The following is a 22,503-nucleotide window of genomic DNA, read 5'->3' as shown; positions in this document are numbered from 1 at the left end:
CTTATGTCGGATTTATTCTCAAATGTACACGTTTATTCAACCCCGTTCCAAGACGGCTCACGCTCTCTCACGAGCTTAGGCGGGTAGTCCTTGGGCGAGGGCAGATTGACGTGGAGCGCGTGCATAACGAGCTTGGCCAGCGGGTACGTGTAGTCCGATCCGATCGCCAACACGGCGTTCATCAGCGCCCGATCTGTGTCTCCTTGCCACCAGGAGAGGTAGCCGGCCATGGCGGCGGGCGCCGGTTCGGCGTCGTCGGAACGCTCCGCTAGGTATTCGAAGAGGTCGATCATGATCCCGATGCGCTCGGGCGCGGGCTCTCGAAGGGCACTCAGCTTCTTCATGAGCTGCCGGGCCGAGATTCCTCCCATCTTCACCGTGCCCTTGTCCACACCGAAGAGGATGAGCTGGTCGCGTAGCAGGATGTCGTGCATCGCGGCGATGAGCTGACCGGCCGTCTCCTCGCTTCCGATCGCGCTTGCGGGGTCTGCCCCGGCGTCGAGCGCGTCGAGCACGCCCTGCCACAGCTTCACTCCGCGCCGCTTGCCTCCCTTCCAGGCGCGCGCGGCGGCTACGGCGTCACGACGCTCGGGCCACTCCAGGCGCATCCGCTTCTGCGGCGGCTCCCTGCCCGCGGGCGCGTTGCCGTCGAAGACGGCCTGGGCGACGGCGGGGGCAGCCTCGAGTTCGGCGAAGGGCATAACGAGATCCTCGGCGCACAGGTCCTCCCAGGTGCCGTGGCGGGCGTCGAGGCAGGCGGCCCACGAGTCGTAGTCGGTGATCCCCACCGTGACGCAGCCGTCGCCACCCGTGCGCATGTTGATCAGTTGCTGGCAGGCAAGGCCCACCGTGTCGAGGATGTCCACCGAATCGCGGTCATCGAGCATGGTGTGCAGGTCGGAGCCGTACCAGCCGATGTAGAGGTCCTTGACGCAGAACGTGTCGACGAATTCGAGTGCGACGTCGATGATGCCCGCGTGCACCCTGGGGGCATCGACGCGAGCGACGGGCCCGCCCACCCTTCCGTGGATTCCAGTCAGCGCCACAAGGACCACGGATTCCTTCGGTTTGAAGCCGAAGAGGTAGGGGAAGAGGGCGAGCATTTCATGGGGGTGATTGAGTCGTATTCTTTCCATGACGCAAGTATTGCGAACGCCCTGCGTAATCCTTGCCGTGTATACCCACAAATGTGGATAGGGTGTACGCGAAGCGCGGATGTGGTTAACTTTCGCCCTTGCCGATAGGCTCAGGGCATGGAGAGTTTTAGCTCGGCTGTCTCGCACAGCCTCATCCGCGCGCTTGACGAATCTGCGCCCTTTATCGACGACCCCGCCGCCACCTGCCACTGGCGGGAGTTCCTCGCCCCGGCCCGCACGCTCGCCGCGTCCGGTAAGCGTACACGCGCCCTCCTCATCGCGGCCGGCCACGAGGCCTTCGGCGGGGATGGCCGCCCCGTCTACGCCGGCACCGCGGCCGAGCTCTATCAGCTCTCCGCCCTCGTCCACGACGACATCATCGACGAATCTCACACCCGCCGCGGCGCACCCGCCTCACACCGCGCCTTCAGCGCCACGCACGCCGACCTGGGCATGATCGGCCAGGCCGAGGACTTCGGGGCCAAAGCCGCGATCTTGCTCGGCGACTTCCTGCTCTCCCTCGCGGCACTCGAGATTGACCGGGCAGAGGCCGCCGACGCCGCAGCGCTTTCCCGCGCCCGCACGCTCTTCCACGAGATGACGGCCGAGACCGCCTACGGCCAGTACCTTGACTTGCGCGCCGAAACCACCCCCCTGCGCGACGACCTCGGCACCGCACTGGACGAGGCCCTCCTCGTCCTACGCCACAAGTCCGCCCGCTACTCGGTGGAGCTGCCCCTCATGATCGGTGGCGCGCTCGCCGGGGCCTCCCCCGCCGATATCGACGCCCTCTCGGCTGTCGGCCGCCCACTCGGCATCGCCTTCCAATTGCGCGACGACGAGCTCGGCATCTTTGGCAGCCCCAACCAGACCGGCAAACCCGCCGGAGGCGACCTCCGCGAAGGTAAGCACACCGCCCTCCTCGCGCTCGTACGGGAGATGGCCAGCGACGCCGACCGCGCCCTGGTTGACGGCGCCCTCGGGCGCGACCTCACCGACGCCGACGTCGAGGCGGTGCGTGACATCGTGCGCTCCTCGGGCGCGTTCGCTGCGCACGAGCAGATGATCCGGGACTACGAGGAGCAGGCGCTAGCGGCGGCCGACGCCCTGCCCGAGGCACCCCTGCTGCGCGCAGCGATGAGCAGCCTCGAAGAGCGGCGCTCCTAGCACTTAGCCCAGCCCCAAGATGACGCGGCGCACGGCCCTGTGATGGCCGGCGCGTAGCGCGTCGATCGGCGCTACCCCCAGCTCCGACTCGTCGGTGTGGAGCCAGGCGAAGGCCTCCTCCTCGTCAATACCGCGGTCGGCGAGCATGGTAAGCGTGCCGTGAAGCGAAGGCAGGGCGACGTCGGCGCCATCCTTGGTTGCGATTTGGTCAACGCTGATCATGAGCGCGCGATTGGGCCCGCGCCGCACGGCGAGCAGCCGACGGTCGTTTAGCATTGTGCGCACGTCCTGCTGGCGAATCCCCAGCCGATGGCCGACTTCTGGCACTGACAGATACTCAAGGTCGTCAAACACGCGCACAATATAGCCCACTTTTCAAGATTTGGGTGGAAACACGCCGCCGAGTCGACTAATGTCTCAGGTGAATCATTAATAACATTCTTACCACTTTGCACATATGTCACACGTGCAAAGCCCTAATGGAGGTTCCATGTCCTCATGGCTTCGGCGCTCCGGTGCCGCGCTCGCAGCAACCACGGCCGCCACGTTCATCACACCCGTCGCACAAGCGGCCACCGCTCCGGCCCCGCAAGCCCCGGTCTTTAAGACCCCGGTCTTCAAGGACCCCGAGATGACTTATCAGGTCAAGCCTGGCGACACGCTCTCCACAATCGCCAAGCGCGCCGGTACCACCATTACCGCGATCGCCCGGGCCAACTCCTTAAATCCGGTCAACCTCATCTTCCCCGGCCAGCAGCTGAAGATTCCCTCGGCCGCACAGGCGGCGGCCCCCGCGGCTCCTGCGGCGCCCGTCCAGTCCGCCCCGGCCACCACGGCCTACGTGGTCAAGGCCGGCGACACGCTAGGCCGGATCGCCTCCGCCCACGGCACCACCGTGGCCAAGCTCGCCGCCGATAACGGCATCGCGAACCCTAACCTCATCCACGTGGGTCAGCGCCTGACGATCGCACCGGCCACGACACCTGCCACCACAGCTCCCGCAGCTAAGCCGGCCACCCCCGCCGCTCCTGCCACCAAGCCCGTCGCCCCGGCCGCCACCACCTACGTGGTCCGCGCGGGCGACACCCTGTCGGGTATCGCGGCCAAGCACGGCACCACGGTCGCCGCACTCGTGGCCGCCAACGGTATCTCGAACCCGAACCGCATCGGCGTGGGCCAGACCCTCGTCATCAGCGGCGCGGCGCAGTCCGCTCCGCAGGCGAACACCGGCCAGTCGTCGTCGGGAACGCAGACCTCCCGCCCGCAGCTGGTGCAGAACAACTTCCCCGGCTACACGTACGCCGATTCCACGGTCGAGGCCGCGAACGACAACAAGTACGCGCTCATCAGCAAGGCCCAGCCCTCGCGCGCCGAGGTCCAGTCGATGATCGTCAGTGTGGCTCGTGACATGGGGGTCGACCCGTGCCTGGCCCTCGCGCACGCCTTCGTCGAATCCGGCTTTGACGCCACGGCGGTCTCTCCCGCCAACGCGATCGGCGTCATGCAGGTCATCCCGTCCTCGGGCCAGTGGGCCTCCCAGATGGTCGGCCGCAACCTCGACCTGCTCAATCCGTATGACAACGTGGTGGCGGGCGTGTCGATCATCCGCTACCTGCAAAACAATGCATCGAGCTTCGATGAGGGCATCGCGGGCTACTACCAGGGCCTTGGCGGCGTGAAAAAGTACGGCATGCGCTCCGACACCGTCGCTTACGTGGCGAAGGTAAAGGCGGCCATGGCCCGCTTCTAAAGCGAAAGACACGGCCGGTCACTGCCTATGGTAGTGGCCGGCTTTCGCTAAGGTAGGAAGCGTGAAACTTGATCCACTTCTCGGCGAGGTCATTGACGATCGCTACGTAATCAGCGCGCGCATCGCGCGCGGCGGCATGGCGACCGTCTACCAGGCCTCGGACCGGCGCCTGGAGCGCAAGGTCGCGATCAAGGTCATCCACGCCCACTTGGCCGAGCAGCCTGACTTCGTGCGTCGTTTCATCTCGGAGGCGCGCGCGGCCGCAGGCCTGTCCAGCCAGCACGTGGTCGCCGTCCACGACCAGGGGGTGGCCACGCTGCCCACGGGCGATCGTCCCTACCTCGTCATGGAGCTCATGTCCGGGCCGGACCTGCGTTCGGAGCTCAACACCTACGGCTCGCTCCCCCTCGGCATCAGCCTTGAGCTGACGCGCCAGGTGCTCGAGGGCCTCGCGGTTGCTCACGACGCCGGCATCATCCATCGCGACATCAAACCCGAAAACGTCCTGCTCACCGAACCACTGGAGACCACCGCACTCGAGCCGCGCTTCCAGGCCAAGCTCACCGACTTCGGCCTGGCCCGCGCCGCCACCGACGCCACCTCCACGCACACGAATTCGATGCTGGGCACCGTGGGCTACGTGGCCCCGGAGTTCATCTCGGATGGCACCACGTCCAAGACGGCCGACATCTACTCGGTGGGCGTCATGCTCTATGAGCTCATCGCCGGCCAGTTGCCCTTCCGCGGCGAGACCGCGATGAACGTCGCGTTCAAACACGTCAATGAGACGATGCCGCGCCTGTCCGACCAGGCCGACTGGATGCCCGCCACCGTCGACTCCCTCATCGCGCTCTTTACCGCCAAGAGCCCCTCGAAGCGCCCGGTCAATGCCCGCGCCGCGCTCGACGCGCTCACCGACGTCATCGCCTCCCTCCCGCAAGAAACGCTCATCCGTCGCATTCCCGTCTTCCCATCCGAGTCGGCGCGGGTACCCTCCGGTGGCACGTCGGTGTTGCCCGCCGACGCCGTAGCCCCGGTCGCGTCCAAGGCTCCGGCTCCCGGCGGCTCGCGTTCGGACGCGTCGCCCGAACGCGAGCCGGCCGACGACGCCCTGCCGGCGTCCATCCCGCCAGCCATGTCGCACACTGCGGTGCTCGAACGCCGCCACCACACGGAGGTCAGCCAAGACAGGCCGCGCCGCCGGCGCTGGCCCGTCCTGCTGTTGCTGCTCATCGCCCTCATCGGGGGCAGCGCCTACGGGCTGTGGTGGTACTACTCGGAGGGCCCCGGCCTGCGAGTCAACGTCCCCAACGTCATCAACCTCGCCCAGGCCGACGCCGAGGCCGCGCTCACGAACGCCGGCCTCACCTACGAGGTCACGGAGGACTATTCCGACGACATCGAGGCCGGATCCGTCATCAGCGTGGATCCCGACGTCGGCGAGCCGATCCACCCCTCCCAGCCCGTCACTATGGTCGTCTCGCTCGGGATCGAACACGTGGTCGTACCGGACGTCGCCGGCAAGACCCAAGATGAGGCAAGCACGATCCTGCAAGACGGCCGCCTCACCCTCGAGGTCACGGAGGCCTACTCGGAGACCGTGCCCGCGGGCACGGTCATCTCGCAGTCGCCCGAGCCCGGCCAATCCGTGCCTCACTCAAGCCTGGTGCAGCTCACCGTGTCCAAGGGGCGCGAACCCATCTCGGTACCTGACCTCACCCGCGACAAGCTGGACTCGGCCAATGCCCGCCTCGAAGAACTGGGCCTGACCAGCACGGTGACCGAGGAATTCTCCGACACGGTGGAGGCCGGCGTCGTCATGACCCAGGAGCCCGTAGCGGGCGAATCGCGCTACCGGGGAGACTCCATCGCGCTCACGGTCTCCAAGGGCCCTGAACTGATCGAAGTGCCCAACGTGTTTGGCAAGCAGGAGGGCGAGGCCACGCAGATCCTCGAAGACGCCGGATTCGTGGTCGCCTACGACCGCTTCCTCGGAGGCTACTTCGGCACCGTGCGAGCTCAGTCGCCCGGCGCGGGCGAGAAGGTCAAGCCCGGCTCGGTCATCACGATCACGATCGTCTAGCGCCCAGGCGTCCGAGGCGCGCCCTGCGCTAGAAGTTCTCGCGCAGGATCTCAGAGACGAGGAAGGCCAGCTCGAGGGACTGCTGATGGTTGAGGCGCGGGTCCACGAGCGTCTCGTAGCGCTCGCCCAGCTTGGCCTCCACGATCGCCTCGGAACCGCCGAGCACCTCGGTTACGTCGTCGCCCGTGAGCTCGATGTGCAGGCCACCAGGGATCGTGCCCAGCTCGCGATGGACACGGAAGAAGCCGCGCACCTCGTCCAACACGTCGTCGAGCCGGCGGGTCTTGAAGTCCCCCACCGAAATCGTGTTGCCGTGCATCGGGTCGCACATCCAGGTGACCGGCCGGCCGTCGTCGCGAACCGCGTCGATGATCTCGGGGAGCTTATCCCCCACCTTCTCAGCCCCAAGCCGCGTGATGAAGGTCAGCCGGCCCTCCTTGCCCTCCGGGTTGAGCTTGTCGATGAGCGCGCGGATCTCGTCCGTGGTGGCGTTCGGGCCAAGCTTGACCCCGATCGGGTTTTGGACGTGCGAGAGCATCTCCACGTGCGCGCCGTCCGCATCGCGCGTGCGTTCGCCGATCCACAGGAAGTGCGCGCCCGTGTTATAGGGCAGGCCCGTGCGCGAATCGATGCGGGTCATCGCGTCCTCGTAGTCAAGCAGGAGCGCCTCGTGCGAAGAGTAAAAATCAACCGTCTTCAGCGAATCGGTGTAGGCTCCGGCGGCGCGCATGAACTGCATCGCCCTATCGATCTCGCGTGCCATCGCCGTGTAGCGATGATAGGCGGGGTTCGCGGAAAAACCGCGGTTCCACTCGTGGACCTTCGCCAGGTCCGCAAAACCGCCGCCCGTGAAGGCGCGGATCAAGTTGAGGGTGGCCGCTGAGTGCTGGTAGGCCTCTACCAGCCGGTGCGGGTCGGGCGTACGCGCCTCAGGGGTGAAGGCATACCCGTTGACGGCGTCGCCCATGTAGGAGGGCAGCTCCAGCCCGTCGCGGCCCTCCATCGGGTTCGAGCGCGGCTTGGCGTACTGACCGGCCATCCGGCCCAGCTTCACCACCGGCACCGACGCCGAGTAGGTCAGCACCACCGCCATCTGCAGGATCGTACGAATCTTCGCCCGGATCCTGTCAGCCGTGGCGTCCACGAAGGATTCGGCACAGTCCCCGCCCTGGAGCACGAACGTCTCACCGCGGGAGGCTCGCGCCATCTCCGCCGTGAGGGAATCGGCCTCGCCCGCGAAGATGAGCGGGGGCAAGGAGCGCAGATAGTCGACCGTGGTGCCAAGAAAATCCGCGTCCGGGTAGGCCGGCTGGTGCTTGGCCGAGCGCTCCTTCCATGCCGACAGGAGCTCGCGGGTCATCTCATCTGCATCTTCGAACATAGAACGATTCTAGGCATAAACCGCCCCGGCGCGAATCTGGTCCGGCACACGGAAGGCGGGGAGCGCTCGCTCCCCGCCTTCTATGAGTTGCTCAGCCGTTACTCGGCCGTGGGCTGGGGCTCCCAGTCCTGGCCGATGGCCTCCATGAGCTCCGTGAACCACGGCTGGGTCACGTCGAAGGCCTTGTGGCCCGCGATGCGCGTAAAGTCGATCGTGGTGAGCACGTCGCCGTTCTCCTCGTCGTGGCCGACCACGCCGGAGACGCCCTTGATCGCGGACTCGACCGCGAGGTCGCACATCTGGCCGATCAGCTCCAGGTCACGCTCGTTCGACTTCGCCGAGCGGGAGAAATAGCCCGACTTCTGGACCATGACCTTCTCCGCGCCGATGATCTTGGAGAACTTCTTCGCAAACCACTCGCCGGGGTTGATCGTGTCGAGCTTGACGTGGCCGAACGGATCACGCTCCACCTCGCCGCCGTCCTCGAGGATCTCCTCGACGATCTCCTTCACGCCAGCGCCCTCGGAGAGGAAGATGTTGACGTTGCCCTGCTCGTCCATGATCTTGCGCAGGCGGGAGCCCTCGACGTCGAGGTCGAAGGTGATCTCGGGCAGGTAGAGCGCGTGGATGTCCCAACGCTCCTTCGACAGGCCGGCCGAGGGCACCCAGTCCTGGGCCTCGAGCCACTCACGGTAGTAGCGGCTGGTCTCCGCGGCGAGGTAGCCGCAGCCGCGGCCCATGATCTCGTGGATGATGAGCATGCGCGGGTTGACTCGGTGCTCGCCCACGATGTTCTGGGCAAACAGCGCGCCCTGCTCGGCCGCCGAGTAGGCGCCCAGCGAGTGGCGGATCGGGACGATGTCGTTGTCGATCGTCTTGGGCAGGCCCACCACGGTCAGCTCGTAATCGTGCTCGTGGAGGTAGGCGGCAAGATCGGCGGCCGTGGTGTTCGTGTCATCGCCACCGATCGTGTGCAGCACGTCCACGCCATCCTTGCGCAGCTGCTCGGCCGCCACCTCGAGGGCGTTCTCGCCGGGCTTAATGAGGCCGCGATCCACCAGGTTCTGGGAGTTGGTGAGCTTGACCCGGGAGTTACCGATCGGCGAGCCACCGAACTTGGTGAGGATGTTGGCCTTGGCGCGCGCCTCGTCGTCGAACACCACGAAGTTGCCCGTGAGCAGGCCGTGGTAGCCGTGCTGGTACCCGATGATCTCGGCGTCGGGAAGCTCCTTGGTGTAGCGCTCGATGAGGTCACCCACGGCGGTGGAGAGGCAGGGGGCGTATCCTCCTGCGGTCAGCAGTGCGATGCGGCGAATAGTCATAGGTACCTTCCTTAACTGAGAAACATGTGCCCGCCACAATCTTAGCGTCAATCGTGAAGCCGGTGCGTGCGCTTGGGCCTAGCCCGTGACGCGGTAGAGTGGGCGCATGCGTGAAGAAGATGGCCACGACTGGGATGGCGAGTGGATCAAGCTCCAGCAGGAGATAGAGCGCGGGCCGCGCGAGCAGTTTCGCACGTGGACCCCGGCGGAGGTCGACGACGAGGCCTTCGATCCGGCCGACCTGCCGCCGGCCGAGCCCATCGCGCCTGCCTCTCAGCCCGTGCTATCACGCCTGTTCTTCCTGGTGACCGGCGCCGTCGCAGTCCTCTTCATCCTGGGCGTGGCCGACGTGTTGTACTTCTCGCGCGACTGGTGGATGGTCTTTGGCATGATCGGCCTGGTCTCGGCTGCCGCCGGCGTGTATTTCAGCGCGCCCTGGGCCCACCGCCAGGGCGACGACGGCACCCGAGTTTAATTGTCGGAGCTGGGTTCTAGGCTTGGGGCATGACTGAATTACACCCCGGCCGCTCACTCGACCTCACCCCGCGCCATGCCCATCGCGAGGGCGCTCCCCCGCCCGCGCCCGTCCAGCTCGCGCTCGATGAGCTGGGCCCGTCGTTGTTTGACGTCACCTTCGTGGTAGTGGACCTGGAGACGACGGGCGGGCGGCCCGGCCTCAACTCCATCACCGAGTTCGGGGCGGTCAAGGTGCGCGGAGGGGACGTGATCGAGGAGTTCACTTCGCTCGTCAATCCCCGCGTGCCGATCCCGGCCAACATCACGATGCTGACGGGGATCACGAACTCGATGGTGGCCCTCGCCCCTGACTTGGCCGAGGTCATGGCCGGCTTCCTCCGGTTCGTCGGCACCGAGCCGGCCGTGTTCGTGGCCCACAACGCCCGCTTTGACATCTCCCACCTCAAGGGCGCCTGCAGTGAGCTGGGCTACTCGTTGCCCGCCCACCCGGTGATCGACACGGTCAGGCTTGCACGCAAGGTCTTTACCCGCGACGAGACTCCGAACTACAAGCTCGCCACGCTCGCGCGCGTGTGCGGGGCGGAGGTTCAGCCCACCCACCGAGCGCTTGACGACGCGCGGGCGACTGTCGATCTGCTCCACGCCATCCTCTCCCGCCTGGGCGGGATCGGGGTCACGCACCTGGCCGACCTCATGACTGCCACGGACCCGGTGCCGGCCAAGCGCCGCGCCCGGGCCCACCTGGCCGACGGGCTGCCGCGCGGGACGGGCGTGTACCGCTTCATCGGCCCGGGCAGCGAGGTGCTGTACGTGGGCACGTCGGTCAACGTCTACAAGCGGGTACGCCAGTACTTCACGGCGGCAGAACGCCGGGCACGGATGGCCGAGATGGTCGACCTAGCGGTGTCGGTGGAGGCTACTGCCACCGCCACCCAGCTCGAGGCCAGCGTCCTCGAGGTCCGCCTCATCAACGAACTGGACCCGCCCTACAACCGCAGGTCGCGCCGCTCCGCGCAACGTCCGTGGCTGGCGCTTACCTCCGAGCCCTTTCCGCGCCTCAAGGTCACACGCAAGGTGAGATTCGACCAGTTGGGCCAGGCGCTCGGCCCGTTTGGTAGCGCCAAGCAGGCGAGTCGGGCGGTCGAGCTGTTACAGGCGGCAACGGGCCTGCGCGAGTGTACGCCGCGCCTGCCCGCCACCCCCGACGGGCGCCCGGCCTGCCACCTGCATGAGCTCGGCAAGTGCGACGCGCCCTGCCTCACCGGCGCTCCCCAGGAGCAGGCGGTAGCCGCAGTGAGTAGCGCGCTCGCCGGCAACGTGGCGCCCGCGGCCGCGCACGCCCTGGCCAAGATCCGCTCCCTTGCCGCCGAGGCGCGCTACGAGCAGGCGGCCGGCGAACGGGACCGCCTCTACGCTCTGGTCGGCGGGGCGAAGAGCCTCGAGGAGCTACGCAGCCTCGTGGGCAATCCGCGCATCGTGGCCGCGCGCAGGGGCAGGCGCGGCTTCGACGTCGTCGTGATCGACTACGGCATGCTGCGGGCCAGCGCCGCCACCCGGCCGGGCGAAGACCCGGAGGCACTCGGTGCGTGGCTGGACGCGGCCACCGAGCAGCTGCCCGTACCGGAGCTCGCCGCCCACGTCACAGCAGACGAGGTACGCCTGTTGTCCACCTGGCTCATGCACGAGGACGTGCGGCTCATCAAGGTCGCCCGGCCCGAGTTGCTCACGCGCTCGCTCGCGGGCGGCTACGCTGTGGCCCTCCCCCTGCTGCCCCAGTCGCGCGCGGAGGAATAATCCCAGGCCACGGCCCGCTAAACTAGACCTATCGATCGAACGAAAAGGAGCACCCATGATCACAGCCATTGTCATGATCGACGCCGAAGTCGATCAGATCCCCGAGGTTGCCGACGCCGTGGCAGGGGTGTCGTCGGTGCGCCAGGTCTACTCCGTGACGGGGGACGTGGACCTCATCGCGCTCGTCACTGTCCCCCAGCACGAGGACCTGGCCCAGGTCATCCCCGGCAACATCGCCAAGGTGCCGGGAGTCAAAAATGTCAAGACCTACCTGGCCTTCCAGGAGTTTTCCAAGGCTGACCTCGAGGCGGCCTTCGACATCGGGCTCGATTAAACACCGCGAAGTCGGGTGTGGGGGTGACGGCCGCTGCCGTCACCCCCACACCCGTATCCGAACTCTCTGGCCCGGTACTCCTTAGCCCCGCGCGCTCTCGGCACGGGCCAGCTCGGCCCAGCGCGTCAGCAGCTCGGAGGCCTTGCCCGAATCGAGGGCATCCTCGGCGATCGCCAGACCGGCGCGCATGCGCGTGACGAAGTCCCCGTCGCCAGGGCGCACGCCCTCGAGCCGCCCGTCGGCCACAATCGCGCCGGCGGCATTGAGGGCCACGGCGTCACGCACCGCTCCCCGCTCGCCGTCCAACACCCGACGCGCGGCGGCCGCGTTGTAGCGGGCGTCCTCACCCCGCAGATCATCCACCGTGGCGGACGCCAGGCCCAAATCGGCCGTGGCGTCCAGGCCATGATAGGTGACCTCGCCGTCGCGAATCTCCCACACCTCGTTCGGCGCGGCGGTGGAGAGCTCGTCGAGTCCGTTCGTGCCGCGGAAGACAAGAGCGCGCGTGCCGCGCCGGGCAAGCACTCCCGCCACCAGCGGCGCCTGCCGCGCGTTCGACACGCCGATCGCGCCTGCCTCGGGCCGGGCCGGGTTGGTCAGCGGGCCGAGCACGTTGAACGCGGTGGGGAGGGCGAGCTCACGGCGCGCGGTGGCCGCGTGCTTCATCGACGGGTGGAACTTGTTGGCGAAGAGGAAGGTGATGCCGATCTGATCAAAGATTCGCTCCACCGCCTCCACGGGCAGGTCAAGGTTAACCCCGAGTTCCTCCAGGCAGTCGGCCGCGCCTGACTTCGAGGAGGAGGCGCGATTGCCGTGCTTAACCACCTTGACCCCGGCCGCGGCGATGACCAAGGAGGCCGTGGTCGAAATGTTGACCGTGCGGAGCCGATCGCCGCCGGTGCCCACGATGTCGAGCGAATCCGAGGGCAGGCTGACCGGGGTGGCGTGGGACTGCATCGAGTCGGCAAGCCCGAGGATCTCGTCGATCGTCTCGCCCTTCGTGGCGAGCGCCGTGAGGAAGCCGGCCAGCGACACGGGAGAGGTCTCACCGCTCATCACCTTGTCCATCGCCCAGGCCGTCTCTTCGGCCGTCAGGTCCTGGCGGCTAATGACTTTGGCGGTGATCTCCGGCCAGGTCATCATGATTTCAGGGTCTCCCCAAGGACATCGGCGACTGCGGCCGAGAGCGCGCGCGCATCGACCGGGTGGTTGAGGATCGCGTTCGGCGCGGACACGCGCGCCAGCCACTCGTCCTGCGGGCGGCCGATGAGCACGATGTAGGGCATGTCCTCCACCAGCTCGTCGCGTACCATTTTTCCAAAGCCAATTCCGCCAAGCTTGGCCGCCTCGCCATCAAGGATGAGCAGATCGAAGTGGTTTTCCTCCACCAAGAGGTAGGCGCCCTCCCAGGTGGCCGCTTCGGTCCAATTGATGGCGGGACCCTTGCCGACGCGGCGCCCCACGGCCCTCATCACATCGTTACGGGTATCGCGGTTATCCGAATACACCAGCACGTCGACCGAGGTCTTGCCAGCGTCCTGAGTCATTTTTACCTCCACTAACTCGGCTCTGAGCCAATACTACCGATTCGTGCCAGTTTCGTAGAACTCATCCACGATCGCCGATCGGGACGAGTTTCGCTGTGCGCGCATATACGGACTTAATACCCACATGGGCCTGTCCTTGCGAGATACTGGAGGGCGTAGACCTCCGCGGCCACGAGGGCCCGCGGGTTCAACGTTGGAGGAAACATGGTGTACGCACTGCCCGAACTTGATTACGACTACGCCGCTCTCGAGCCGCACATCTCGGCCAAGATCATGGAGCTGCACCACAGCAAGCACCACCAGGCCTACGTCGACGGCGCCAACAAGGCCCTCGAGAACCTGGCCGCGGCGCGCGAGGCGGGCGATTTTTCCAAGATCAACCAGTTCCAGAAGGACCTGGCCTTCAACCTGGGTGGACACTCTAACCACTCCGTGTTCTGGAAGAACCTCTCCCCGAACGGTGGCGGCGAGCCCGAGGGCGAGCTGGCTGAGGCGATCAACGAGGCCTTCGGTTCGTTCGAGAACTTCAAGAAGCAGTTCACCGCGGTTGCTACCGGCATCCAGGGCTCCGGCTGGACCGTCCTCGCCTACGACACGATCAGCAAGAGCCTGACCACCTTCCAGCTGTTCGACCAGCAGGCCAACGTCCCGGTGGGCACTTACCCGATCCTCATGCTCGACATGTGGGAGCACGCCTTCTACCTTGACTACCTCAACGTCAAGGCCGATTACGTCAAGGCCGTGTGGAACGTCTTCAACTGGCAGGACGTGGCTGCCCGCTACGCCGACGCGAAGAACGCTACCCTCATCGTCCGCTAAGACGCAATAAGAAAGTGGGGCCCGTGAGGGCCCCACTTTTGTGTCTCGACTAGTTGCCGGCGAGTCTCGATTAGTTGCCGGACGACGCGGCCGGCGCGGCTTCGATCTGCCCGAGGATGTCAATGACGACGGCGTAGGCCGGCGCCGCCGCATCCTCACCGCCCTCGGAGGCCGGGACCTCCACGAGCACACGGGAACCCACCGGGATCCCCGCAAGGGAATCGAAGAAGCTACCCGCGCCGAGTGTCTGCGATTGCGGCCCGTAAGTGCCGTAGGTGACTTCGGAGGCGGAGTTGTCCCAGAAGGACATCGCGTACTGGTCGTAGATCGTGGTGCCTTCGCCACCGACCGGCTCGCCGTTACCACGGGCGATCACGGTCACCACGGGTTCGCCGGTGGGGGCCTCAGCGCCCTCCTTGACCGTAACCGTGACCGGTTCGCCGAGCGCACCCTCGATCTCCACGGGGAGGTCAGCCAGGTCGGCCTGCATCGTGGCGTTCGCATCGCCCGCCTGGTCCACGCCGTATGCGTCGACCAGCTCTATGTAGAACGCGATCGTGTCCGTCTCACCAATGCCCGCCGCCTCGTTGCCACCGCTCGGACCGTAGCCGAGGTCGGAGGGGATGGACAGGATGAGCTTCGAGCCGGCGGTCTGCCCCGCGAGCCCCTGCGTCCAACCCTGGATCACCTTCGACAACGAGAACGCTGCCGGCGCCCCGCGGCTGAAGGAAGAATCAAAGGGCTCCTCCGAGCCCCACACCTGGCCCACGTAGTGGGCCACCACCGTGTCGGTGGCCGCGATCTCGCGGCCCTCGCCCTTCTCCAACACCTCGACCTTCAAGCCCGCGGGCGCATTCGAGTCGGGGAAGGACAGGATCGGGTTCTCCCCCGAATCGTCGAGCGTGGGCATCTGCGTGCCCGGCGTCTGGTTGGCTGACGTGGTGGTCTCCTCCGGCGCCTGCGGATCGGACTCCGAGCTGCAGGCGGCGGCGCCAAAGGCGAGCGCGAGAGCGGTCACACTAGCAAGTACGCGCATTCTTCTCCTCACATAGTTGTTCCCCACCACGTGGCAGGGAACTCTGGTCTCAGTGGAACGACTCTCCGCACGCACAGGTGCCGTGTGCCTGAGGGTTGTCGATGGTGAAGCCCTGACGCTCGATCGTGTCAGCAAAGTCGATCGTGGCGCCGTCAAGGTAAGGAGCCGACTTGGCGTCCACGAGGACCTCGACCCCGTCGAACTCCGCCACCGCGTCATCGTCGAAGAGACGCTCGTCGAAGTAGAGCTGGTACATGAGGCCGGAGCAGCCGCCCGGCTGAACTGCGATGCGCAGGCGAAGGTCGTCACGGCCCTCCTGCTCGAGCAAGGACTTGACCTTGGCTGCGGCGACCTCGGTGAGGGTAACGCCGTGGGTTGCGACGGTTTCGCTCATGAATACCTCCATAAAATAGTGTTCTGGACACACACTACCGCCTCACGCTGGCAGTCTCTATGTTGGCCACGTCCCATTCAGCTGAGCGTGATCGATTGGGCAGGCCTAATCCCAGCCCCAGGTGGAGGCGATCGTGCGCATCGAGGTGGTGACGAGCTGGGGCAGGCGGGACAGGTCGGCGAGCGTGTCCGCGTCGTCGACGAAGCGTTCGGGGCGCATCTCGTAGGCGCCGTGCAGCCCGAGGCGGGGTAGCTCGCCCTTGCGCATGCCTGCGGCGTCACTGAGTACGACGACGGGCACGCCCTGTTCTTCGCCCGAACGGGCGGCCGCGTGGAGCCCCGAGGGCAGATCCACGCCGATGGTTCCCAGCACGTAGACGATGAGGTCGGTTTCCGGGATGTGCCCGGCCACGAGGTGGTCGCCCACCAACGACGTCGATGCCCCCAGTAGCTGCAGCATGAGGCCTAGTCCCCCTCCCGGGCCCGCGTACCCGGCCCGCGGGTCGATATCGGCGCCCACGAGTGAGCGCCGCGTGCTGGCACCCGCGGCCTGACCCAGCTCGTGGATCCACGCGCCCGCCTCGCGTTCGAAGTCCTGGGCGCGGTAGCCGTCGAAGCCACGGGTGGCCCACGCCCGGGCCATCCCGTTGACCCCGAGCAGCGGCAGGTCGGAGGGGTAGGTGACGGTCAGTGCCATATCCCGCAGGGCCGCGCGCGCCGCCTCGAGGGCCGCCCCCAGCCCGTCATCCCCGAGGGACTCCCCCGCCAGTTCCCCCAGGACCCCGCGGCCGAGGTCGGTGGGGCTCATGAGGTCGGGCAGGTGCACGTGAATGCGCCGGGCGCCGGCATCGCGCAGCGCGAGGAGGTCGGCGCCCAGGAAGGCCGTGGAGCCCTCTGGGCGCCCGTTCCAGGAAAAGGAATCGGCCAGGTCGATCATCGCCCCGCCGTCCCACACCCAGTGCACTCGCCGCTCCGCCCCGGCGCCCACCTCAACCGCCCGGGCGCTCAGGTGGCGCGATTGCACGACGTCGTCGAGCCCCGTGCCCGCGTGGGCTACGGTCGCGCCTTCGGACGTGAGAAGTGCGAGGACGTCGTCGTACGGGCGGACCTCACGCCACGCGGCGCTCGCCCGCTCACACACGGCACGCGGCCCCATCCCGGGGAGGGCCGAGCAGACGAGGGTGACGTGCATCTACTCGCCGAGCCGGGTGAGCAGCAGCGCCTCGGCGGCGATCGCATTACGCCAGTCGCCGATGTGGAGCGACTCGTTGGCCGAGTGGGCGCGCGTGTCCGGGTCCTCGATGCCGGTCACGAGGATCTGAGCCTGCGGGAATTCACGGGCTAGGTCGGCAATGAACGGGATCGAGCCGCCCACGCCGATGTCCACCGGGTCCGTGCCCCAGGCCTCGCCAAGCGCCCACTCCATGAGCTGGGAGGCCTCGCTCTGGCCGGAGGCTTGGAAGGCCGGGCCGCGCTCGTTGATTACGCAGTCCACGTGCGCGCCGAAGGGCGCGTGGGCCTTGAGGTGATCGATGAGTTTCTCGGCCGCCTCGCCCGAATCCTGGCCGGGGGCCACGCGCAGGGAGAGCACGAAGGTGGTGGACGGGGAGATCGTGTTGGAGGTGAGGCGGACGGGGGTGACGTCCATGGCGGTGACGGCGATCGCGGGCTTAGTCCACAATCTCGAGGTGATCGAACCCGAGCCGACCAGGCGCACGCCCTCCAGTAGGCCCGCATCTGAGCGGAACTCCTCCTCGGGGTAGTCGACCGGCGTGTCGTCGGTGGCGAGCAGGCCCTCGACTGCAACGTCGCCCGCGTCGTTGTGGAGCGTGGCGATCAGGCGCGAGGCGAGGGTGACCGAGTCGAGGACCGGGCCGCCGTACATGCCCGAGTGCAGCGCGTGGTCGAGCGCGGTGACCGTGACCGACACCTGGGTGACGCCACGCAACGAGGTGGTGAGCGACGGCGTGCCCACCTTCCAATTGTTCGAGTCGGCCACCACGATGACGTCGGCGTCGAGCTCGGCCTTGTAGGCGTGCAGGAAGTCGACGAACGTGGGCGAGCCGACCTCCTCCTCGCCCTCGATGAAAAGGGTGATGCCCACGCCCGGGCGCGCTGCGGCGACAGCGGCGAGGTGGGCGACGACGCCGGCCTTGTCATCCGCGGTGCCGCGGCCGTATAGGCGCCCGTCGCGCTCGGTGGCCACGAACGGGTCAGTGTCCCACAGGGCCAGGTCGCCCACGGGCTGGACGTCGTGGTGAGCGTAGAGGACCACGGTGGGCTTGCCCGGTTCGCCCGCGCGCGTAGCGAGGACGGCGGGGCGGCCCGTTCCGGCCTCGCCCTCGACCTGGATGACCCGCGTGTCAAAGCCGAGGCCGCGGGCCTTGTTCGCGATCCACTGCGCGGATTCGGCAAGGGTGGACTGGTCGAAGGAATCGGCGGAGATTGACGGGATGGCGACCAGCTCAGACAGCGCGGCCAGGGAGTCGTTCATTGATTCATCTACTGAAGAAACTACGTCGTGGTACATACCCACCACTTTAGCGCACACCGTGGCGGGCATAACCGCCGCGGTTTCCAGAAATGTCGGGCCGTGCCGTTAGACTGAACACCAACAGCTCAAAGATAAGGATGGCCGTGTTCGGATCAAAGAAGACGTCGGATTTGGAAGACTCCTCGCTCTCCACTCCTGTGGAGCCACAGCGCAAGGGCTACACCGCTGCCAAGGGCGCGCCCACGCCTCGGCGTAAGGACGTCGAAGCGCGCAACCGCCGCCCCCTTGTTGCCGACACCAAGTCCCTGTCCAAGGCCGAAAAGCGCCAACGCAAGGCCGAAGAGCGCGCCCGCTCGAATGAACTGTACGAAAAGCAGCAGCAGGCCATGCGCACGGGCGACGAGCGCAACATGCCCGCCCAGCACCGCGGCCCCATCCGCTCCTTCGGGCGCGATTACATCGACGCCGCCGCACCCATCTCTGCATTCTTCATGCCAGCCGCGCTACTCCTGCTTCCCCTCATCCTCTTCCAGGGCCGCTTCCCGCAGATCGTAATCCCCGTAGTGTGGGGCATGTACGTGGTCTTCCTCATCATGCTACTGCACGCCATGTGGGTCAGCCGCCGGGCGAAGCAGGCGGCCATGCACAAGTTTGGCGAGGTCCCCTCGGGCTTCTACCTCCAGATGCTCGGCCGGTGCTTCTACCTGCGCCGCTGGCGCCTGCCCGCCCCGCAGGTGTCACGGGGCGAATACCCGGCGGGCGGCACGCGCGCAGAGATGAAGGAAGCCCGCGGCGCAAAGTCGAAGTAGGCCCTACTTTTCCATCTGGCGCGCGGCCATCGCCGCGGGCCTTGACCACATGAGCCACGCGAAGGCCGCAATCGCTCCGAGGGTCGGCAGGTAGAAGTAGGTGCGCCCCGCCTCGAACCACGGGTTGGAGTAGTGGAAGTCCACCACCAGTCCGGCGAGCGGGGCAAACACATTAATCCCCCACGCCCCGAAGGCCAGGTAGCGCATGCGCCGGCCGTTGTGCTTGGCGCCGGCGAATCCGAGCACCCAGCACAGGGCGGCGAGGATGGAGGTGACCGCCAGCCCGTAGTGCCCGCCCACCATCGAGTTCGTGGCCGCCACCACGGCCCGCCACAGGAAGATCACGGCCCCAACCCCGAGGGCATAAATGAGGACGGAGGGCCACCCGTGGGCGCGGGTGCGGGTGTCTGTCAGTTCTTGGCTCACGGGCCTCTCCTCAACTCGGTTCGCCTCAGTTTACCCCGCCGCCATCCAAGCCGCGGAGGCCGGGAAAGAAATCTCTGGCTATCGCGACATATACTGGGGCAATGACCAATATTATCTGTCACGAATTCACCCAGGACCTTTCTCGCCACCTCGCGATCCTCGCGTCGAAGGATGGCGAGTCCTACACCCTCGACACGCTCGTTGAGGACGCGGAGTTCACTGGCGGCGTTGTTGCCGCGCTGACCACGCTTCAGCCCGGCGAGGGGGTTGCCCGGCTAGTGAACCCGGCCGATACGAGCAAGCTGGTGTTCGTCGTCGTGAACGGCGATTCTACCCGCGACAAGTTTGGCGAGCTCGCGCGCGCTGCCGCCGGGGTCGATGAGCTGTACGTCGCCTCCCCCGTCGCCGAGGTGGCCGAGGCTGTTGAGGGCGCGCTGCTCGGCGCCTACGTCTTCGACGAGTACAAGGAGCCGAAGAAGGCACCGCTCGGCGCGCTCGTGCTGCCAGAGGCCGATGACGACGCCGTGGCGCGCGGCGAGATCCTGGCCGAGGCGGGCAACCGTATCCGCGACCTTGTCAACCTCGCCCCCAACGATCTCTACCCCGAGGTGCTCGCCCAGATCGCCGAGGACGAGGCGAGCGCGGCCGGCTGCACCGTCACCGTGTACCGGGAGAAGGAGCTGGAGGAGATCAACGCCGCCGGCATCATCCACGTGGGCCGTGGCTCGAAGCGCCACCCGCGCCTGGTGCGCATCGAGTGGGCCCCGGAGGGCGCGCCGGAGGGCACGATCGCGCTGGTGGGCAAGGGCATCACGTTCGACACGGGCGGCTACTCGCTCAAGCCGTCGAATGCCATGACCGAGATGAAGACCGACATGGGCGGCGCCGCCACCGTGCTCGAGGTGCTCGTGGCCGCCGCGCGGCTGGGCGTCAAGCGCCGCATCGTGGGCTGGATGTGCATCGCGGAGAACATGGTCTCCGGTATCGCCGGCCACCCCGACGACGTCATTACCTACCGCAACGGCACCTCGGTAGAGATCAACAACACCGACGCTGAGGGCCGCCTGGTCCTCGCCGACGGCCTGCTCATGGCCAGCGCCGAGGGCAGCGAGACCATCATTGATATCGCCACCCTGACGGGCGCCCAGATGGTGGCGCTCGGCGAGCGCACCACCGGCATCATGGGCACCGACTACGCCAAGACCCTCACCGACCTGGCGGGCGAGGTGGGCGAGGACGCCTGGCACATGCCGCTGCCCGCTCACCTGCGAGAGAGCCTCGACTCGGACGTTGCCGACATGAAGAACTCCGGCTCGCGCTACGGCGGCATGCTGGTGGCCGGCCTGTTCCTCAAGGAGTTCGTGGACGCGCCGAACTGGGCGCACGTGGACATCGCCGGCCCGTCGTTCAACCGCGGCAAGCCCTACGGGGTGATGCCGAAGGGTGCCACCGGCGCCATGCTGCGCACCCTGCTCGCCGCCGTGGAGAACTAGCGGCCCCGGTTCTTCGCCGACCACTCGCGCATCTCGCGCGGATAACCGGTGCGGGCCACCTCATACAGCTCAATCCCCAGATCGCGGGCGACCTCAGCGGCGTCGGCGATGCTGGGGATTTTGCGTCGGGTCCATTCCCCGTCGCTCGCCACGAGCACGATCGAGCTCGGGTCACGCGAGGTGGCGGCCTCGAAGTAGGCGGCGACCCCCTGGCGGGTGGCCACGAACTCGGTCAGGTGTTCGACCGTTACCTTCTTGGCGCGGCGCTGGGAAAGCGGCCCCTTCTTTTTCGAAAACAACATTCCCCCAGCCTACCGCGCGCCCTGTTGGAGTCACGCGATTGTCCCCGCCGAGGAAGAAATGTCGGCCGCAAAGTGGAATAATTATAGGGAACGGGTCTGGACCCACCGGGCCATGGCGATCTCGAGGGAGAGGTAAGTGACTGAAAAGGAATACGATGTAGTGATTCTTGGCGCGGGTTCCGGAGGCTACGCATGCGCTCTGCGATCCGCCCAGCTCGGTATGAAGGTGGCGCTCATTGAGGGCGACAAGGTTGGTGGAACCTGCCTTCATCGCGGCTGTATCCCCACCAAGGCTCTCCTACACGCTGCCGAGGTTGCAGACGAAATGCGCGAAGGCCCCTCCATTGGCGTTAAGGGCACCTTCGAAGGCATCGACATGGGGGCGCTCAACACGTACAAGAATGGCGTGGTTGAGAAGATGTTCAAGGGCCTGACCGGCCTTGTGAACGCCGCGGGTATTGACACGATCGCCGGCTGGGGTCGCCTGGTTGCGAAGGACACGGTTGAGGTCAACGGTGAGCGCATCAAGGGCAAGAACATCGTGCTCGCCACGGGTTCATACTCGAAGACGATCGGCCAGACCATCACCGACCGCGTCATCACCTCCGACAAGGCGCTGACCATGGATGTTGTGCCGTCGTCGGTCATCGTGCTTGGCGGTGGCGTGATTGGCTGCGAGTTCGCCTCGGTGTGGAACTCCTACGGCGCCGACGTGACGATCATCGAGGGCCTCGATCATCTCGTGCCGAACGAGGACGAGGACGTGTCGAAGATGCTCGAGCGCTCCTTCCGCAAGCGCAAGATCGCTTTCAAGACCAAGACCATGTTCGACCGGGTTGAGGAGGACGAGAGCGGCGTTCACGTCTTCACCCAGGACGGCAAGCAGTACGACGCCGAATACCTGCTGATCGCCATCGGCCGCGGCCCCTCCACCGCCAACCTCGGCTACGAGGAGCAGGGCATCACCATCGATCGCGGCTTCGTCATCACGAACGAGCGCCTGCACACCGGGGTTGGCAACATCTACGCCGTTGGCGACATCGTCCCCGGCGTTCAGCTCGCCCACCGCGGCTTCCTCCAGGGCCTGTTCGTGGCCGACGAGATCGCGGGCAACAACCCCGCCGTCGTTAATGAGGACAACATCCCGAAGGTCACCTTCTCCAACCCCGAGATCGCCTCCGTGGGCCTGTCGCAGAAGAAGGCCGAGGAGAAGTTCGGCAAGGACAACGTGGAGACCTCCACCTTCAACCTCGCAGGTAACGGCAAGTCCCAGATGCTTGGCACCACCGGTTTCGTTAAGCTGGTCCGTGAAAAGGACGGCCCGATCGTGGGCTTCCATTCGATCGGCGCCCGCATGGGTGAGCAGGTGGGCGAAGGCATGCTGATGGTCGCGTGGGAATCCTACCCGGAAGACTTCGACGGCCTGATCCACGCTCACCCCACTCAGAACGAGTCGGTGGGCGAGGCCATCCTGGCCCTCGCCGGCAAGCCGCTTCACACCCACAACTGACCTAGGAGCAAGACATGTCTGAACCCATTAAGATGCCCGCACTGGGCGAATCCATCGATGAGGGAACGGTCACGACGTGGCTGAAGAACGTTGGCGACACGGTCGAGGCCGACGAGCCCATCGTCGAGGTCTCCACCGACAAGGTTGACACCGAGGTTCCGGCCCCGGCAGCCGGCGTCCTCGAGTCGATCGAGGTCGGAGAAGATGAGACGGTCTCGGTTGGCACCGTG

At 66.6% G+C, this 22,503-nt stretch carries 22 protein-coding genes and 1 pseudogene; 11 read left to right on the top strand and 12 right to left on the bottom strand.

The genetic code is table 11. The annotated features are described in order from the left end of the window. Positions 1–32: 32 nt before the first annotated feature. The gene (locus HMPREF3167_RS01390) at positions 33–1,136 is read right to left on the bottom strand and encodes a DUF4192 family protein (protein ID WP_083281022.1); all 1,104 of its coding nucleotides are present in this window, start codon (positions 1,134–1,136) and stop codon (positions 33–35) included. Between the two features lie 117 nt (positions 1,137–1,253). On the opposite strand from HMPREF3167_RS01390, the gene HMPREF3167_RS01385 reads away from it, so the two are divergent. Further along, entirely contained in the window at positions 1,254–2,303 is a 1,050-nt protein-coding gene (locus HMPREF3167_RS01385) for a polyprenyl synthetase family protein (protein WP_062612322.1), read from the top strand. A 3-nt stretch (positions 2,304–2,306) separates the two neighbouring features. Here the strand turns inward: HMPREF3167_RS01385 and HMPREF3167_RS01380 are convergent, their stop codons facing one another. After that, complete coding sequence (locus HMPREF3167_RS01380) at positions 2,307–2,657, bottom strand: Rv2175c family DNA-binding protein (RefSeq protein ID WP_246825729.1); 351 nt, start codon at positions 2,655–2,657, stop codon at positions 2,307–2,309. A gap of 136 nt (positions 2,658–2,793) precedes the next feature. On the opposite strand from HMPREF3167_RS01380, the gene HMPREF3167_RS01375 reads away from it, so the two are divergent. Further along, entirely contained in the window at positions 2,794–4,053 is a 1,260-nt protein-coding gene (locus HMPREF3167_RS01375) for a LysM peptidoglycan-binding domain-containing protein (protein WP_070445073.1), read from the top strand. Between the two features lie 61 nt (positions 4,054–4,114). After that, positions 4,115–6,136, top strand: coding sequence for a Stk1 family PASTA domain-containing Ser/Thr kinase (gene pknB / locus HMPREF3167_RS01370; RefSeq protein ID WP_070445070.1), 2,022 nt, complete (start codon positions 4,115–4,117; stop codon positions 6,134–6,136). 28 nt (positions 6,137–6,164) lie between these two features. On the opposite strand, the gene HMPREF3167_RS01365 is transcribed toward pknB, so the two are convergent. Together HMPREF3167_RS01365 and HMPREF3167_RS01360 are read right to left on the bottom strand one after the other, a co-directional pair. Beyond that, a complete protein-coding gene (locus HMPREF3167_RS01365) occupies positions 6,165–7,517 on the bottom strand; it encodes a class II 3-deoxy-7-phosphoheptulonate synthase (RefSeq protein ID WP_070445068.1) in 1,353 nt (450 codons plus the stop codon). Between the two features lie 98 nt (positions 7,518–7,615). Next, positions 7,616–8,839, bottom strand: coding sequence for a pyrophosphate--fructose-6-phosphate 1-phosphotransferase (locus HMPREF3167_RS01360; RefSeq protein WP_062612314.1), 1,224 nt, complete (start codon positions 8,837–8,839; stop codon positions 7,616–7,618). Positions 8,840–8,945: 106 nt separating this feature from the next. Between HMPREF3167_RS01360 and HMPREF3167_RS01355 the strand changes: the two genes are divergently transcribed. Genes HMPREF3167_RS01355 through HMPREF3167_RS01345 form a run of 3 tightly spaced genes read left to right on the top strand, consistent with a single transcriptional unit; the run spans position 8,946 to position 11,444 of the window. After that, on the top strand, positions 8,946–9,314 hold the full coding sequence (locus tag HMPREF3167_RS01355; protein WP_062612313.1) for a hypothetical protein: 369 nt from the start codon (positions 8,946–8,948) through the stop codon (positions 9,312–9,314). Between the two features lie 29 nt (positions 9,315–9,343). Then, complete coding sequence (locus tag HMPREF3167_RS01350) at positions 9,344–11,110, top strand: DEDD exonuclease domain-containing protein (RefSeq protein ID WP_070445065.1); 1,767 nt, start codon at positions 9,344–9,346, stop codon at positions 11,108–11,110. 55 nt (positions 11,111–11,165) lie between these two features. Continuing rightward, on the top strand, positions 11,166–11,444 hold the full coding sequence (locus HMPREF3167_RS01345; protein ID WP_062612309.1) for an Lrp/AsnC family transcriptional regulator: 279 nt from the start codon (positions 11,166–11,168) through the stop codon (positions 11,442–11,444). An 81-nt stretch (positions 11,445–11,525) separates the two neighbouring features. Here HMPREF3167_RS01345 and trpD read toward each other — a convergent pair whose 3' ends face one another. Next, positions 11,526–12,587: an anthranilate phosphoribosyltransferase gene (gene trpD / locus HMPREF3167_RS01340; RefSeq protein ID WP_148132365.1), complete on the bottom strand. Its 1,062-nt coding sequence runs from the start codon at positions 12,585–12,587 to the stop codon at positions 11,526–11,528. Next, the gene (locus tag HMPREF3167_RS01335; RefSeq protein WP_070445059.1) at positions 12,584–12,991 is read right to left on the bottom strand and encodes a response regulator transcription factor; all 408 of its coding nucleotides are present in this window, start codon (positions 12,989–12,991) and stop codon (positions 12,584–12,586) included. The genes trpD and HMPREF3167_RS01335 overlap by 4 nt, the downstream gene beginning before the upstream one ends. A 204-nt stretch (positions 12,992–13,195) precedes the next feature. Here HMPREF3167_RS01335 and HMPREF3167_RS01330 point away from each other — a divergent pair, with 204 nt between their 5' ends. Continuing rightward, positions 13,196–13,810, top strand: a complete 615-nt coding sequence (locus tag HMPREF3167_RS01330; RefSeq protein WP_070445056.1) for a superoxide dismutase — start codon at positions 13,196–13,198, stop codon at positions 13,808–13,810. Between the two features lie 70 nt (positions 13,811–13,880). Here the strand turns inward: HMPREF3167_RS01330 and HMPREF3167_RS01325 are convergent, their stop codons facing one another. The 4 genes from HMPREF3167_RS01325 to HMPREF3167_RS01310 form a co-directional block, all read right to left on the bottom strand. Beyond that, positions 13,881–14,846, bottom strand: coding sequence for an FKBP-type peptidyl-prolyl cis-trans isomerase (locus tag HMPREF3167_RS01325; protein ID WP_083281020.1), 966 nt, complete (start codon positions 14,844–14,846; stop codon positions 13,881–13,883). A gap of 49 nt (positions 14,847–14,895) precedes the next feature. Next, entirely contained in the window at positions 14,896–15,240 is a 345-nt protein-coding gene (locus HMPREF3167_RS01320; protein ID WP_062612299.1) for a HesB/IscA family protein, read from the bottom strand. Positions 15,241–15,345: 105 nt separating this feature from the next. Next, the gene (locus tag HMPREF3167_RS09755) at positions 15,346–16,431 is read right to left on the bottom strand and encodes a hypothetical protein (RefSeq protein ID WP_070445052.1); all 1,086 of its coding nucleotides are present in this window, start codon (positions 16,429–16,431) and stop codon (positions 15,346–15,348) included. Then, on the bottom strand, positions 16,432–17,769 hold the full coding sequence (locus tag HMPREF3167_RS01310; RefSeq protein ID WP_070445271.1) for a dipeptidase: 1,338 nt from the start codon (positions 17,767–17,769) through the stop codon (positions 16,432–16,434). A gap of 101 nt (positions 17,770–17,870) precedes the next feature. Between HMPREF3167_RS01310 and HMPREF3167_RS01305 the strand changes: the two genes are divergently transcribed. Beyond that, the gene (locus HMPREF3167_RS01305; RefSeq protein WP_062612294.1) at positions 17,871–18,542 is read left to right on the top strand and encodes a DUF3043 domain-containing protein; all 672 of its coding nucleotides are present in this window, start codon (positions 17,871–17,873) and stop codon (positions 18,540–18,542) included. A gap of 3 nt (positions 18,543–18,545) precedes the next feature. On the opposite strand, the gene HMPREF3167_RS01300 is transcribed toward HMPREF3167_RS01305, so the two are convergent. Next, the gene (locus tag HMPREF3167_RS01300; RefSeq protein ID WP_062612292.1) at positions 18,546–18,968 is read right to left on the bottom strand and encodes a hypothetical protein; all 423 of its coding nucleotides are present in this window, start codon (positions 18,966–18,968) and stop codon (positions 18,546–18,548) included. A 101-nt stretch (positions 18,969–19,069) separates the two neighbouring features. On the opposite strand from HMPREF3167_RS01300, the gene HMPREF3167_RS01295 reads away from it, so the two are divergent. Continuing rightward, positions 19,070–20,461: a leucyl aminopeptidase gene (locus HMPREF3167_RS01295; protein ID WP_070445049.1), complete on the top strand. Its 1,392-nt coding sequence runs from the start codon at positions 19,070–19,072 to the stop codon at positions 20,459–20,461. Here HMPREF3167_RS01295 and HMPREF3167_RS01290 read toward each other — a convergent pair. Then, positions 20,458–20,763 carry a hypothetical protein gene (locus HMPREF3167_RS01290; RefSeq protein WP_062612289.1) on the bottom strand — a complete coding sequence of 102 codons (306 nt, stop codon included), beginning with the start codon at positions 20,761–20,763 and terminating at the stop codon, positions 20,458–20,460. The genes HMPREF3167_RS01295 and HMPREF3167_RS01290 overlap by 4 nt on opposite strands. Before the next feature lie 136 nt (positions 20,764–20,899). On the opposite strand from HMPREF3167_RS01290, the gene lpdA reads away from it, so the two are divergent. Together lpdA and HMPREF3167_RS10020 are read left to right on the top strand one after the other, a co-directional pair. Next, positions 20,900–22,273 (top strand): dihydrolipoyl dehydrogenase, encoded by a 1,374-nt coding sequence (gene lpdA / locus HMPREF3167_RS01285; RefSeq protein ID WP_062612287.1) that lies wholly within the window; start codon positions 20,900–20,902, stop codon positions 22,271–22,273. Positions 22,274–22,287: 14 nt separating this feature from the next. After that, positions 22,288–22,503: pseudogene (locus HMPREF3167_RS10020) on the top strand (biotin/lipoyl-containing protein); the annotation flags it as partial.

It is taken from the genome of Trueperella sp. HMSC08B05, assembly GCF_001808405.1.
Taxonomy (GTDB): Bacteria; Actinomycetota; Actinomycetes; order Actinomycetales; family Actinomycetaceae; genus Trueperella; species Trueperella bernardiae.
This window is presented reverse-complemented; position numbering and strand designations above follow the sequence as displayed.

What these genes read in the sequence shown, in the direction of transcription:
- HMPREF3167_RS01355 (WP_062612313.1), top strand. Translation starts at nt 8,946, where the DNA reads ATGCGTGAAGAAGATGGCCACGACTGGGATGGCGAGTGGATCAAGCTC.
- HMPREF3167_RS01365 (WP_070445068.1), bottom strand. Translation starts at nt 7,517, where the DNA reads ATGTTCGAAGATGCAGATGAGATGACCCGCGAGCTCCTGTCGGCATGG.
- HMPREF3167_RS01295 (WP_070445049.1), top strand. Translation starts at nt 19,070, where the DNA reads ATGACCAATATTATCTGTCACGAATTCACCCAGGACCTTTCTCGCCAC.
- HMPREF3167_RS09755 (WP_070445052.1), bottom strand. Translation starts at nt 16,431, where the DNA reads ATGCACGTCACCCTCGTCTGCTCGGCCCTCCCCGGGATGGGGCCGCGT.
- HMPREF3167_RS01375 (WP_070445073.1), top strand. Translation starts at nt 2,794, where the DNA reads ATGTCCTCATGGCTTCGGCGCTCCGGTGCCGCGCTCGCAGCAACCACG.
- HMPREF3167_RS01320 (WP_062612299.1), bottom strand. Translation starts at nt 15,240, where the DNA reads ATGAGCGAAACCGTCGCAACCCACGGCGTTACCCTCACCGAGGTCGCC.
- HMPREF3167_RS01330 (WP_070445056.1), top strand. Translation starts at nt 13,196, where the DNA reads ATGGTGTACGCACTGCCCGAACTTGATTACGACTACGCCGCTCTCGAG.
- HMPREF3167_RS01325 (WP_083281020.1), bottom strand. Translation starts at nt 14,846, where the DNA reads ATGCGCGTACTTGCTAGTGTGACCGCTCTCGCGCTCGCCTTTGGCGCC.
- HMPREF3167_RS01360 (WP_062612314.1), bottom strand. Translation starts at nt 8,839, where the DNA reads ATGACTATTCGCCGCATCGCACTGCTGACCGCAGGAGGATACGCCCCC.
- HMPREF3167_RS01305 (WP_062612294.1), top strand. Translation starts at nt 17,871, where the DNA reads ATGGCCGTGTTCGGATCAAAGAAGACGTCGGATTTGGAAGACTCCTCG.
- HMPREF3167_RS01335 (WP_070445059.1), bottom strand. Translation starts at nt 12,991, where the DNA reads ATGACTCAGGACGCTGGCAAGACCTCGGTCGACGTGCTGGTGTATTCG.
- trpD (WP_148132365.1), bottom strand. Translation starts at nt 12,587, where the DNA reads ATGATGACCTGGCCGGAGATCACCGCCAAAGTCATTAGCCGCCAGGAC.
- HMPREF3167_RS01345 (WP_062612309.1), top strand. Translation starts at nt 11,166, where the DNA reads ATGATCACAGCCATTGTCATGATCGACGCCGAAGTCGATCAGATCCCC.
- HMPREF3167_RS01390 (WP_083281022.1), bottom strand. Translation starts at nt 1,136, where the DNA reads ATGGAAAGAATACGACTCAATCACCCCCATGAAATGCTCGCCCTCTTC.
- HMPREF3167_RS01290 (WP_062612289.1), bottom strand. Translation starts at nt 20,763, where the DNA reads ATGTTGTTTTCGAAAAAGAAGGGGCCGCTTTCCCAGCGCCGCGCCAAG.
- HMPREF3167_RS01310 (WP_070445271.1), bottom strand. Translation starts at nt 17,769, where the DNA reads ATGTACCACGACGTAGTTTCTTCAGTAGATGAATCAATGAACGACTCC.
- HMPREF3167_RS01385 (WP_062612322.1), top strand. Translation starts at nt 1,254, where the DNA reads ATGGAGAGTTTTAGCTCGGCTGTCTCGCACAGCCTCATCCGCGCGCTT.
- HMPREF3167_RS01350 (WP_070445065.1), top strand. Translation starts at nt 9,344, where the DNA reads ATGACTGAATTACACCCCGGCCGCTCACTCGACCTCACCCCGCGCCAT.